Here is a 12,958-nt window from a genome sequence, read left to right as displayed (position 1 = left end):
TTAATTTTTCACCTTTGAAGCTGTCCAACGGGAACCAAAGCGACGGGAAAACTTGTCTTCTTCGAAAGAGTTCTCGATGTTCAGAATTAGCCCAAACATAAAGCACAAGGACACCAAAGAGCTTCCACCGTAACTCAGGAACGGCAGAGTCAAACCTTTGGTGGGAAGAAGTCCCATCACCACCCCTGCATTGATAAACACACTCAAGCCAAATGTCACTGACAAACCCAGAGCCAATGCTCTTTTGAATGGCTCCTCAGCTTTGACCGCAATCTGCATTCCGCGGAACACAACAAAACCGTACAGTGCCAAAATCAGAACAAAACCAACAAAGCCCATCTCTTCACCCAATACCGCCAGGGTAAAGTCCGTGTGCGCTTCCGGAAGGAAGAACAGTTTCCCCTGTCCTTGACCCAAACCTGCTCCGGTCAAACCACCGGAATGGAAGCTCAGCATACTTTGAATCACCTGGAAGCCTTTTTGTGCCGGGTCCGCCCAAGGATCCAGGAAGGCCAGAACGCGGGCACGGCGATAAGGCACACTCATCACCAGGAAGTAGAAGGCCGGGATCATCACCGCCACTGCGCCAATGATGTATTTCCACTGCAAACCAAACGCAAACAGCAGGGTCACCGCCACCATCACAATGATGGCAAAGGTTCCAAAGTCAGGTTGTTTCAACAACAGTGCCATCGGTGCCACGAGCGCTACAAAAATCCAATGCCACTTAACACGACCCAGGAAGTTTTCCTGACGACACAATAAGCTTGCAAACCACACACTGAAGGCAATCTTCAAAAGCTCACCCGGTTCAAAGCGCACACCGAAAGGAAGTTGAATCCAACGGATCGCACCACCAACACGAACCCCCAGGCCCGGAACGAAGGTTGCCAAAACACCCAGGGTCGCCACGAACCACAACGCCCAACCGTATTTTTCAATGTAGCGGAAGGGAATGTGGATGGTTGTCACCAGAATACCCATGGCCAGAACCGTAAAGATCAATTGTCGTTTGAAGAAGAACAGACCGTCGCCGTAGGATTCGATCGCGAAGATGAAACTGGAGGAATAAACTTGAACCAGCCCGATTCCCAAAAGAGTGATGATGGCAAGAAACAGGCTGCTGGACAGATATCTCAACATAAACGTGGACTCCCCGAGAAAGTGGCTTCACGAGCCACTTTCTAAGTTAATCAGAAGTCCAGATTAAGGTCTATCGGGTCGGAAAAAAGCTGGACCCGATTACTCGGAGATCACTTCAGCGTCAGACTGCTCAGCTTCCTGTTTGGAAGGTGTCACTGGAGCTTTTTTCGGAGCAGCAGCTTTGCGCTCGCCACGTCCGGCTGTAGCGCAGCAATAGATCACACCGTTCTGATCGGAAGTGTTTTTATAGTTGGTGATGGAGAAGTTGCGGTTGGCGTCGCAGCGGTTGGCCATTTTCATGCTCAGCTCGACATCTAGATCGTGGTAAACGTCGCCACTTAGGAATTCACAGAACATGCCTGTGCTGGCTGCCATCTTTTCACGCTGTTCCTGACGGGCTTTGAAAGATCCGGAAGCACAACCGGAAAGAACCAATACGCTTGAAGAAAACAAAAGGAAAAGACGACGAGACACGGGAGCCCTCCTGGCAATGTTAATACTCAAAGGGCCTCATCCTCGAGGCCCTTTGCTTGTTTCTTGATTGTAAATTATCAGTGAAACTTTCTCACGATTTCTTTGAAATAATCGCCGCGTTCTTCGAAACTGTCAAACATGTCAAAGCTTGAGCAACCCGGAGAAAGCAGGACAACGTCCCCGATTCTCGACTTTTGGTAAGCGATCAAAACCGCCTCCTCAAATGTACCAATCAGGAAGGTTTCAGAGAAGTCACCAAGGTCGCGATTGATACGCTCTTTGGCTTCCCCGACCAAGATCAGGGTTTTTACCTTGCGTTTCACGGACGTGCGCAAAGGCTCATAATTCAGATTCGTATCTTTCCCGCCGGCGATCAGGATCACGTTTTCATCGAAAGTGTCCAAAGCGCGCAGGACCGCATGCACGTTGGTGGCCTTGGAGTCGTTGTAGAACATCACTCCACCCACTTTGCGCACGTACTCGATACGGTGAGGAAGACCGGTGAAAGTGTTGATCACTTTCTGAACCGCTTCACGGGTTGCACCATGTTCACGGGATGCCAGGATCGCCGCCATGATGTTTTCCACGGAATGTTTACCGCGCATTTTCATGCCCTTGATGTTGAAGCTTTCGATCTCTGGACCGGTGCGAACACGGATTTCGTCGCCGATATTCACAGCGCCACCGATGTTCATGATTTGAGGTTCCAAAGCCGGTTTGCGGGAGAAGTAGAAGATACGACCGCGCTGAACCGCCGGATCACGAGCCAGTTCAACAACCGCGTTGTCATCCGCATTCAGAATGCTGGTGGTTGCCTGGTTGGTGTTTTTGAAGATACGGCGTTTTGCGTTCACGTATTCTTCCATGGAACGGTAACGATCCAGGTGGTTTTCAGCCAAGTTCGTGAACACGATGTTGCCCGGATTGAAAGTGTCACAGTGTTCAAGCATGAAGCTTGATACTTCCGCGATCACAACCTGAGCTTTGTCATCCAGACGCAGGTAATCCACCAGCGGCTTTTCATTCGCCCCACCAACCCAGGTTCTTACACCGGATTCAGTCAGGATCGCCTCAGTGATTTTCGCCACTGTGGTTTTACCGTTGGTACCAGTCAAACCAATGATCGGCTCTTTAATGAAGCCGGCAGAGAATTCGAACTCACCAGTGATCTTGATACCTTGAGAACGGGCATAATCAAAGATCTTCAGATTGCTTGGAACACCCGGGGAAAGAATCACCAGATCCTGCGCAATGAAGGTTTTCGGACTGTGGCCGCCCAGTTCAAACTTGATTGGCAGCTCACCCAGTTGCTCCAGCTGAACAGAAAGTTCCGGCTTGGATTTATGGTCTGTCACTGTCACTTGTGCGCCATGTTTGGTCAGGAAATGAGCCAGGGAAACCCCTGTCTTGCCCAATCCCACAACCAAAATGCGTTTGTCTTTTAAATCGCTATACTCTTTATACATCTTCTTACCTCAACTTCAGAGTGGCCAAACTTAATACTGCAAGCAAAATGGAAATGATCCAGAAACGAACAATGATCTTGGTTTCGGTCAATCCGCCCAATTCAAAGTGATGATGAATCGGCGCCATTTTGAAAACTCTTTTACCGGTCATTTTGAAAGAGATCACCTGAGTGATCACTGACAATGCTTCGACCACGAAAACCCCGCCCAGGACAAGCATCAACAACTCATTTTGAGTGATGACAGCCATGGAGCCAAGGAAACCGCCCAGAGACAACGAACCCACGTCCCCCATGAAGACTTGCGCCGGATACGCATTGAACCAAAGGAAGCCCATACCCGCCGCCACGATGGTCGCCGCAACGATGCTCAGTTCCCCTGCACCCACCACGTGGGGGATTTGCAGATAGTTCGCAATCGAGAAATGGCCCGTGACGTAAGCAAACAGACCCAAAGTCGCCGCCGAGATCATCACCGGAACAATCGCCAGTCCATCCAGACCGTCAGTCAGATTCACAGCGTTCGCGGTACCAACAACAACCAGGGCAGCGAAGATCACATAGAAGTAACCCAGATCAATGGAAACAGATTTCATGAATGGAATGGTCACTGCGGTACTCAGACCATGGAAGTGAACCAGTGCCAGCACCACAAGTCCGCTGATCAAAAACTCGCCAGCCAGACGGATTTTACCGGACAGACCTTTGGAGTTCTTTTTGCTGACTTTCAACCAGTCATCCATGTAACCGATCAAACCAAAGCCCCAAGTGACAATCAGAACACCCCATACCAGCGGGTTCATCATATCCACCCACAACAGGCACGGAATCAAAGTGGAAAGCAGAATCAGACCGCCACCCATGGTTGGTGTGCCGGCTTTCTTTTTATGAGTCTGAGGACCATCATCGCGAATCGCCTGGCCAAAGTGCTTCAACTGAAGACGTTTGATAAAATGCGGACCCCACATCCAGCACAGCAAGAAGGCTGTGAAGAAGGCAATGAAGGTTCTGACCGTGATGTACCTGAATACGTTCAGTGGCGAGAACTCATCTGCCATTGAATAAAGCCATTGGTAAAGCATGCTGCGCTGATCCCCTGTTGTGACCTAAAAATTAAAATTTGCTAGGAACTTAAAGGATTTAGCATATTCACTGGACAAAAATCAAGCGGAAGTTTGTAAGTATATGTAATCACTGGTTTTTAATTAATTATCTGTGATATGACAGGGCTCATGTTTACTGCCCCTGAAAGTGCTAAAATAAGGTCATGCAAGGAGGTCGTTGTGAAAATTGCGTTGAAAGACCATATGACCCGAAAACTCGTCACTGTCAGTAAAGACGCGACAGCTGCAGAAGCGTTGCGCCTGATGAACAACTATTGGATTCGCCATCTTCCGGTACTGGATGAGGAAGAGGATTATATCGTCGGCATGCTTTCAGAGCGGGACCTGCTGCGCTCTCCGCACACTGAAACTCCCGTGGGAAAATTAATGAGTTCCCCTTTAAAAACTTTTCCTATCGAAGCGCCCATGAAAGCCGTGGTCGATGCGATGATCGAAGAAAAGGTTTCAGCCTTTCTGATCACCAAAGATGACGAAGTTGTGGGGATTGTGACTTCGGAAGACCTGCTGGTGCTGTTGGATCAGATTCTGAAAAAAGATGAATCCTCTGATGCCCCATGGGTCCTGGGAGATTTGTTCTCAAATCCCCTTTTACAACGAACCGCCTATCTTGTCGGACAAGCGGGCGTCTGACCTTTTATTGTTTTTCCGCGAAATCGAGAGGCTCACACGGGAAGACGAAGCGCTCCAGCTTTGTCCCGCGTGAAGCTTTGACCACTGCGATGTCGCCGGTTTTAAGAAATCCTGCCAGATCCTGGCCGGATGAATCTTTATAGTCCTTTTCAATCAGCGCCAGGTTTTTATATCCGGCGCTGCTCAAACCCTTGGCAAAGGCATCAGCGTCATCGCCGATAAAATAAACTTTATCAAAGCCAGCTTGCCCGACCCAAGTGCCCAGCTCTTCATGCAGACTTGCCGATGCGGATCCCAATTCACGCATCTGACCAAACACGCCGACCTTGCGGCCCGGAACGGTCAGAAGCTTCATGTTGTCGATCAAAGCTTTCATGCTGTCTGGATTTGCGTTGTAAGCATCAAAGATCATCTGCGCACCGGATTTCAAGTGCACCAGCTGGTTGCGTCCCCAGTTGGTTTTGCAAGCAGGCAGCCCCGCCCACACCTGTGCCGGAGTCATCCCGACCGCCAAGCCCACACTGGCAGCCGCCATCAGGTTCGTCAGGTTCTGCGCTCCAAACACCTGAACACGTGCAGTTCCAGCTTCACCACCGATAGAACCCTTGATGGAGATTTCATTCATGTTCATGGATGAAATCATCAGGTGCACATCGGCACGCGGATCTTCGGAAGAGAATGTCAGGATGCGTGCTTTCGGAAATTTTTCGCGCGCCTTCACGTACATGTTGTGAGTCTGCGTATTATCCAGATTGTAAATTCTCACGGTTTGGTCGCCGGCGGCTTCATAAATTTCTTCTTTGGCTTCAGCCACCTTTTCGATGGTACCGAAGAATTCCATGTGCGCACGACCCACCATAGTGCAAACCACCACATCGGGTTCGGCAATATGCACCAGCTCAGTAATCTCACCGGCGTGATTCATGCCCATCTCGATGATCGCCACGTCTTTATTCGGCGGCAGCTGCAGCAACGTAAAAGGAACACCCCAGTGATTGTTGAAGCTTCCTTTGTTGTAGTGAACATCCATGGAGGAACCCACCAGCGCTGCGGTGAATTCTTTGGTGGTGGTTTTACCGTTGGAACCGGTGATCCCGACAATGCGGGCACTGGATTCATGACGGGCCCAGTTGCCAAGTTTTTGCAAAGCTTTGAGGGTGTCGGGAACCACTAAGATGGTGGTTTTGTCTTTCAACTTTTCGGTGTGGGCATTTTCTTCGTGCACCAGCAAACCGGCAGCACCGGATTCAACCGCTTTATCCAGAAAGCTGTGGGCGTCAAACGCCTCACCTTTAAGCGCGATGAAAAGCTGTCCCTGTAACTGCGCGCGGGTGTCTGTGCCGATACCAGCGAAATTGGTTTCTTTCTGGCTCAGGATTTTTGCACCTGTGACTTTAACGATGGTTTGCAGGTCCATGGCTCTCATGCTTATCTCCCTTGCAAGGCCTCTTCGGCCACCTTCACATCACTGAAGGGGAACTTTTGTGTCCCGATAATTTGATAGTCCTCGTGCCCTTTCCCGGCGATCAGAATCACGTCGCCTTCCTGGGCCCGTTTCAGGGTCTGAGTGATGGCATCCTTGCGGTCCACCACAGTTGTGGCTTTGGCTTTGCTGGACCCACTGACACCAGCCAGAATATCCTGAATGATGCTTTGTGGATCTTCCGTGCGCGGATTATCAGACGTGATCACCACTTCGTCGGAATACTTCAAGGCCATTTCAGCCATCAAAGGGCGCTTGCCTTTGTCACGATCCCCGCCGCAGCCAAAGATCGTCCAGATGCGCGCTTTGGATTGCAGGTTTTCACGAACCTTGTTCAAAGCCGTCAGCACATTTTCCAGCGCGTCCGGTGAATGAGCATAATCAACGAAGACAGAAAGATTCTTATCATTCGGCACGGACTGCAAACGACCCGGCACACCCGTAAAGCGGTCCAAGGCCTCGATGCAGATATTCAACGGAAGGCCCGCAGACAGTCCTGCACCCAATGCCGCCAGAGCATTCATCACATTGTGTGTGCCTGACATCGGCAGACGCACTTCACCTTCCCCGACCGGGGTCCACACTTTGAAATGGGTCAGGGCAAAGTCCATCTTCAAAACTTCATAGCGAATGTCAGAATCTTTTTCACCGTAAGTCCACAGCACCGCCGGATCCGCCACACGCAAACGACGGCCGAACTTGTCAGCGGTGTTCACGATGGCAAAACATGGACGCTTGTGAGTCTTCCACAGCAAATCCGTGAACAGGCGCTGTTTCGCCTCCAGATAGCTTTCCATCGTGTTGTGATAATCCAGATGATCACGCGTCAGGTTCGTGAAGATCACAGTATTGAAAGGAACACTGTCCACACGGCGCTGATCCAGAGCGTGCGAGGAAACTTCCATCGCCACGGCCAATGCTCCGGCAGAGCGGAACTCACGCAGACGCTTTTGCAAAAAAACCGGATCCGGCGTGGTCATTTCGGAAGGCCATACCTGATCACCCAGATGGTGATTGACCGTGCCGATCACCCCGGTGGGAATTTTGCCATGATTCAAAATGGCTTCGGCCATATACGTGACAGAAGTTTTGCCATTGGTGCCAGTCACGCCGACGCAGAAAAGCTCCTGCCCCGGATCCCAATAAAACCGACTGGCCAGAACATCCAGCACTTCACGCGAGTTTGGCACCTGCAACACAACCCCTTCATAACCTTCAGGGATTTTCGCTTTGTCTTCCACCACCAGGGCCGCGGCCCCTTTTGCGACGGCATCAGGAATAAAAGTGTGCCCGTCCAGTTTGTTACCACGAATCGCGACAAACACCGAACCCGGCACCACGAGGCGCGCGTCGTTGAAGACCCCTGTCACTTCAATATGAGAGAATGCGTTTTCAGGAATCCCCGGCAGAATGGAAAAGAGATGTTGCAGTTTCACGCACTAAGAGTAACTTAGGTCTCAGATATGAGACAACTCGGAAAACTACATTGCCAAGAAATAAATCATAACGACGATGCGCCATGGGTCATCTTCTTCCACGGCTACGGTGCTGATGCCAACGATCTGTTTTCACTGGGGGAAATCATCCCCACAAAGAAGACATACAACTGGTTATTTCCAAATGGAAATCTGGAAGTGCCCATCGGCCCGGCCTGGATGGGACGCGCCTGGTGGACAATTGACATGATGGAAATCCAGCGTGCTCAAGAGCGCGGCGAACACCGCGACTTCAGCAACGACACCCCTAAAGGTATGAGCAAAGCCTATGACCTGGCCATGGAAATGATCCGTCAGATGAAAGTTCCATGGAACAAAATCGTACTGGGCGGATTCAGCCAGGGCGCGATGCTGGCCACAGAAATCTATCTGCGTGCACCGGAGACTCCGAAGGGTCTTGTGATCATGTCCGGAACACTGGTTCATCAGGACGAATGGAAGCAGTACGTTCCCAATCGTGCGGGCCAGCGATTCTATCAAAGCCATGGCATCAACGATGCGGTTCTGGGCTACAAACAGGCACAAAAGCTTGAGACCCTGTTAACCCAAAACGGCATGAAAGGCTCCCTGCAAGGGTTCCGGGGCGGTCACGAAATTCCAATGCCGGTCATCACCCAAATCGGGGAATATCTGAGCACTATTCCATAAGGACTGTCCCGGGTTGAGACGGAAACATTTCAGTTTCTTGCAACTCGGGCTTTCTGCTTCAGCCCCCTACAGAAAGCTCCGTTAGAGAGAGCATGAGCATTCTGATCGTACTGGCATCTCTCATTCTTACCGGCTGTGGCGGCATTACCGCCATTCTGGGCTCCTCCGACAGTCCCACTAAAACACCACCCACCAAGGTTATTTCCCTGGATGCCACGAACTATGTCGTTGCCTATGATGGCGAAGGCTCGGTCACTTTTGGATCCAGCGAAATCACTCTGGCGCCAAAGCCTGCAACGGCCGCCAATCAGACTCACGCAGCCCTGGTGTTTATCAAAGAAACTGTCGACACTCCCGTACAGGATTTCGAACTGACGGTGGATCTGGCCACCAGCCAGCAACTGCGCCAGAACACCGCCGCGAATGATTGGGAAGTTTTCTGGCTTTTCTTTGGCTACAAAGGCAACATCACTGACAAAACCACGAACTACTATATCTCCAAACCATCCACCGGGTCCGAACTGGGACTGGCGCACGGCGAACTGGGGCAGAAGTTTTTAGGCACCGACAGCGCCAGCAAAACCTCTGTCGGCGGCCGACACAAGTTTAAATTTGTGCGCAAGGGGACCTCGTTCAGCGTCTATCGCGACGACCGGCTTTTTTATTCTTACACTGACGGAACCTTCCCTGCCGCCCTTTACACTGGCAAAGGAGCTTTGGGGTTTTACTCTGAAGATGCCGAAGTTAAAATCTATTCTGTGCAACTGAAACGACTGGACAGCGGTACAGTGGCTTCGGAAGTACTGCCGCTGCTAACTTCCAACACGCTAGAGTCTCGATCGCCACAATCCGTTTCCACATTAAACACCACGGTCACAAACTCTGCCCAGACCGGCGATCTATTCTGGTCCTGCAACTATAAGAAAATCACCGGCGAAGTCACCGGTCTTGCCAACACCGACTGTCTTTCTGTCGGAACCATCGGCAGTGATGGTGTGTTTTCCTGGGTGCCGTCACTGGATCAGATCGGAACCTGGATCTTTAACTTTGAAGCTTCTGAAAAACGCGGGGGCTTTGGCAGCAAAGCCTTCCAGGTGCAGGTACGTCCCGATTGGACCAGCAACTCGCAACTGTTCTTGTTCGATCCCGAATTTTCCATCAGCAAAACTCTGGATGCCACAAACATCCTGACCACCCGGGCACCCGCCAGTGCCGATAACAACAAGACGGTGAACTGGCCAGCCTTGACCACGGCGGACTTGATTGATCTGTCGGGCTTAAGTGAAGCCACCCCTTGGCGCAATGACGGGGTGTCCTTGAAAAACGCCCTGCACTTTGATGCTCTTCATGATGATCAGGGCTTGCCGTTGAGTGTTGCCGGTCTTGGAACGACTCAAGAACTGCGCCTGTCATACTGGTTTAAACGTGACAACACAGACAGTAAAACGGCCGTACTGGCCAATCACTCCAACGGCACTTTGCAAAGTCGCCATTGGATCGGTGTGATCTCCAGCAGCTATACTGACGGAGGCTCGGAAGTCGTGTGTGATGACCCGAATGCAGCCAACAGCGGATGGATGTTCGTAACGACCCAGGTGACCGCCGGCAAGCTGAAGACTTTCGTCAGCGGCCGCGAAGTGTGCAGCCAGAATCTGCCGGCCACTTATAACTTTGCGTCACCTTTGCGGTTGGCGCCTCGGGTTCAAACCTTCTTCCCGTTCGCAGGTCAGATGTCTGAAATTGCCGGCTACACCCAGTCCACGCCAACAGAAATCTTTCATGACTTCACTGCAACAGCTGAACGCTATCGTCCGGTGAAGGTTGGCGCCATCACATCCAGCGATCTGGTTTTGCACTGGGATGCTGCCAATGCCGATCGCGGAATGGCACCATCAGCAAGTGCGCCCGGCTGGCTGGGTTGGTTTGATCTCGCCCCGAAAGCATTGGCGAAAACTCTGGGTGGTTTTGATGGCAACGCCTCTTCGGGTTTTGTTACACCAACCGCAGCGACGGCTCACATGCAGTTTGATGGTGTTGATGACTATATTCAGGTGACCTCACAAGCAGAGCTTTCAACTCTGGGGCCGGCGTGGACCATCGAAGCCTGGTTGCAACCCGGATCTGCTTTGGGTGTGGACAATAACTATGCTCCGAATGACGTGCGCCACGACTTGTTTAAAACCATCTTTGAAAAAGCGTTGTACGACAACGGCAACAAACTTTCCCATGGCCTGGGATTACGCATTGGAAAAGACAATACCGTCGACGCCTTTTACGTCAACAACTATGGTTCGACCGACACCGTCCATGGCGGAATCAGCCTGAATGCCAACCAGTGGTATCATGTTGCCGTCAGCTTTGATAAAGCCACATCAACATTAAAAAGTTACGTCAACGGCGCGCTTGAAAGCTCGAAAGTTGTGAATATCAAGCAGGACTCCAACAACGTGGTTCAAAGCGATGGCGATGTTATTGGCGGGATGTCCGATGCCTTTGTCGGTATTCCTTTTGACGTCGATGGCCGGCGCCGCTTTAATGGAAAGCTGGGAGTGTTGCGCGTTTACCAGAAATCCCTGGCAGACAGTGCCTTGAAAGCCCACTGCCTTGCGCAGAAAGACCGCTACGGCGTGACCTGCGACTGATCCTTCCCAATTGCAACGTGACAAAAGAAAGGCATGAGTCAATATAAAGCCATGAAGAAATTTATTCTCATGGCCATGCTGTTGTCCGCCTGTGTTGCCTCTGCTCACCGTCTGGTACTGGAGGAGCCTGCCGAAGTTCAGAATCTGGACGAGGGCGATTTCAATCTGGGTGCAGTGTTGTTTTCCGCCCCCGGCGCTGACAATAAAAAACTGCTAGAACATCCCGCTTACAATTCTCTGGTTGCAGATTTGGAAAAAGATCTGGAAGCCCTCAAGACCCAGGATTCCAAACTGGGTGTCGGCATGAACTATGTCCACCGTCTGTTTGATATTCGCTGGCTGAAGACTCCGTCCGCCCGATTTGAACTGGTGGGCGTCGTCAATCGCATGGATCGCGCCGTTTTTAATCCCGGCACCTGTGGCGAGGTCCGTTTGATCTATCGTCTGTCTTATGCAAAGACTCAGAATCAAACTTTGATTCAATCCCGCCTGCCGATGACCATCAATGCCGTATTTAAGCTGCCAGCCTCCTCCAACTGCCAAGCGATTGCAAAGCAGTGGTCTTCCCAACAGAAACCTCCTCTAAAAAGCTGGGTGACGCTGGCGAACCTAAAATCACTGGAAGCGAATCTTCAGGCCGTGCGCTGGCCATCGACCATTCGTGGCGACATGGGTGGGCATGCAGAATACTTCCTGCGCGTATACAAATTGAAAAATAAGACATTGGTTCCTTCGCCGATGGAAAATACGCCCGATGTCGCCCGCCTGCAAAACGATTCAGCGTTGCGCACAGAACTGCTGACTTGGATTTCTACAGCTGAAAACATCAAAGCTCTGGACGCTGGAACCTTGAATATTCCGGAAAAGTTTCTGACCAACAAAAGCTCTTCATTTGCTTTGCATGGAATGAACCGTCTGGCCAACCGTCCGTTTGATCAGATATTCAAAAAAGAAGACTTTAAAAATCTAAAGCTGTCCGATCTGGAAAACATTTATGGCCCTTCCTCGTTTCGTCGCCGCCTGAATGATCTTTCCTGTGCGGGCTGTCACCAAGGCCGCACGATTGCAGGCTTCCACTTTCTGGGGAAAGATCCGCAATCCACAATCTTTGCGAATTCTATTTTTTCCTCCCAGTCCCCGCACATGATGCAGGAACAAAAGCGCCGTCAGGTTTACTTCCAGAATATCTTCCACGGGAAAACACCTGACAGCTCCCGCCCGTTCTCGGAACGTGACCCAAAAACTCCGGGTGCGATGAACGCCCACTGTGGCCTGCCGGGTTCGGAATACCAGGCTTGGACTTGTGCTGCGGGTTTGAAGTGTGTCGCCGTGGTGAATCCTGAAACTTCTAAAGAGATCGGCGAATGTCTGCCGGAACAGCCGATGGCGGGCAATCCTTGTGAGCCCGGAACAGTCACTCAAACGGCCCACTCACATAAAGACCAAATGACAGCCTCTGCTCGCAGGGCGTGCGCTGGCCATCATATTTGCCAAACCACGAAGGTGGGATTCCCGGGCGGCATGTGTTCAGGCGGTTGCGAAAATCTGAGACCGGGTGAAGCGTGCGGAGCGATCGCGATTCTTCAAGGATTCAATGACTGTCTGGCACGCAATCGTCCGTTCGGAGAATGCCTGGCACAAAACACCCGTCCGGCGGGACTGCAAGCTTGTGACGACAAGACATCCTGCCGTGCCGATTACATCTGTAACAAGACCCAGTCGGGAAAAGGCGTCTGTATTCCACCCTACTTCCTGTTCCAGCTGCGTGTGGACGGCCACCCCAAACCAATCTAAGTTTCTTTTCACAGACGAAGGGCCCATTGCGGCCCCACTGTCTGCACCCTCATGCGGTA

General features: G+C 51.3%; 10 protein-coding genes. 4 read left to right on the top strand and 6 right to left on the bottom strand.

Annotated features, from left to right (window positions below; translation table 11 throughout):
* The 4 genes from ftsW to mraY all read right to left on the bottom strand — a co-directional run bounded on the left by ftsW (position 1) and on the right by mraY (position 4,164).
* Complete coding sequence (ftsW, locus tag ACNQKP_RS07340) at positions 1 to 1,143, bottom strand: putative lipid II flippase FtsW (RefSeq protein ID WP_417863833.1); 1,143 nt, start codon at positions 1,141 to 1,143, stop codon at positions 1 to 3.
* Between the two features lie 99 nt (positions 1,144 to 1,242).
* Positions 1,243 to 1,617, bottom strand: coding sequence for a hypothetical protein (locus ACNQKP_RS07335; protein ID WP_088564294.1), 375 nt, complete (start codon positions 1,615 to 1,617; stop codon positions 1,243 to 1,245).
* 77 nt (positions 1,618 to 1,694) lie between these two features.
* Positions 1,695 to 3,083: a UDP-N-acetylmuramoyl-L-alanine--D-glutamate ligase gene (gene murD, locus ACNQKP_RS07330; RefSeq protein WP_015092222.1), complete on the bottom strand. Its 1,389-nt coding sequence runs from the start codon at positions 3,081 to 3,083 to the stop codon at positions 1,695 to 1,697.
* Between the two features lie 4 nt (positions 3,084 to 3,087).
* Positions 3,088 to 4,164, bottom strand: a complete 1,077-nt coding sequence (gene mraY, locus ACNQKP_RS07325) for a phospho-N-acetylmuramoyl-pentapeptide-transferase (RefSeq protein ID WP_417863832.1) — start codon at positions 4,162 to 4,164, stop codon at positions 3,088 to 3,090.
* Positions 4,165 to 4,365: 201 nt separating this feature from the next.
* Here mraY and ACNQKP_RS07320 point away from each other — a divergent pair, with 201 nt between their 5' ends.
* Positions 4,366 to 4,836 (top strand): HPP family protein, encoded by a 471-nt coding sequence (locus ACNQKP_RS07320; protein WP_417863831.1) that lies wholly within the window; start codon positions 4,366 to 4,368, stop codon positions 4,834 to 4,836.
* Positions 4,837 to 4,840: 4 nt separating this feature from the next.
* Here the strand turns inward: ACNQKP_RS07320 and ACNQKP_RS07315 are convergent, their stop codons facing one another.
* Entirely contained in the window at positions 4,841 to 6,262 is a 1,422-nt protein-coding gene (locus tag ACNQKP_RS07315; protein WP_417863829.1) for a UDP-N-acetylmuramoyl-tripeptide--D-alanyl-D-alanine ligase, read from the bottom strand.
* Between the two features lie 2 nt (positions 6,263 to 6,264).
* A complete protein-coding gene (locus ACNQKP_RS07310; RefSeq protein ID WP_417863828.1) occupies positions 6,265 to 7,755 on the bottom strand; it encodes a UDP-N-acetylmuramoyl-L-alanyl-D-glutamate--2,6-diaminopimelate ligase in 1,491 nt (496 codons plus the stop codon).
* 27 nt (positions 7,756 to 7,782) lie between these two features.
* On the opposite strand from ACNQKP_RS07310, the gene ACNQKP_RS07305 reads away from it, so the two are divergent.
* The 3 genes from ACNQKP_RS07305 to ACNQKP_RS07295 all read left to right on the top strand — a co-directional run bounded on the left by ACNQKP_RS07305 (position 7,783) and on the right by ACNQKP_RS07295 (position 12,899).
* The gene (locus ACNQKP_RS07305; RefSeq protein ID WP_417863826.1) at positions 7,783 to 8,463 is read left to right on the top strand and encodes an alpha/beta hydrolase; all 681 of its coding nucleotides are present in this window, start codon (positions 7,783 to 7,785) and stop codon (positions 8,461 to 8,463) included.
* Between the two features lie 92 nt (positions 8,464 to 8,555).
* The gene (locus ACNQKP_RS07300) at positions 8,556 to 11,105 is read left to right on the top strand and encodes a LamG domain-containing protein (RefSeq protein WP_417863824.1); all 2,550 of its coding nucleotides are present in this window, start codon (positions 8,556 to 8,558) and stop codon (positions 11,103 to 11,105) included.
* A gap of 51 nt (positions 11,106 to 11,156) precedes the next feature.
* On the top strand, positions 11,157 to 12,899 hold the full coding sequence (locus ACNQKP_RS07295) for a hypothetical protein (RefSeq protein WP_417863823.1): 1,743 nt from the start codon (positions 11,157 to 11,159) through the stop codon (positions 12,897 to 12,899).
* The last annotated feature ends 59 nt before the right edge of the window (positions 12,900 to 12,958 follow it).

The organism is Bdellovibrio bacteriovorus (assembly GCF_048286975.1).
Lineage (GTDB): Bacteria > Bdellovibrionota > Bdellovibrionia > Bdellovibrionales > Bdellovibrionaceae > Bdellovibrio > Bdellovibrio bacteriovorus_H.
This window is presented reverse-complemented; position numbering and strand designations above follow the sequence as displayed.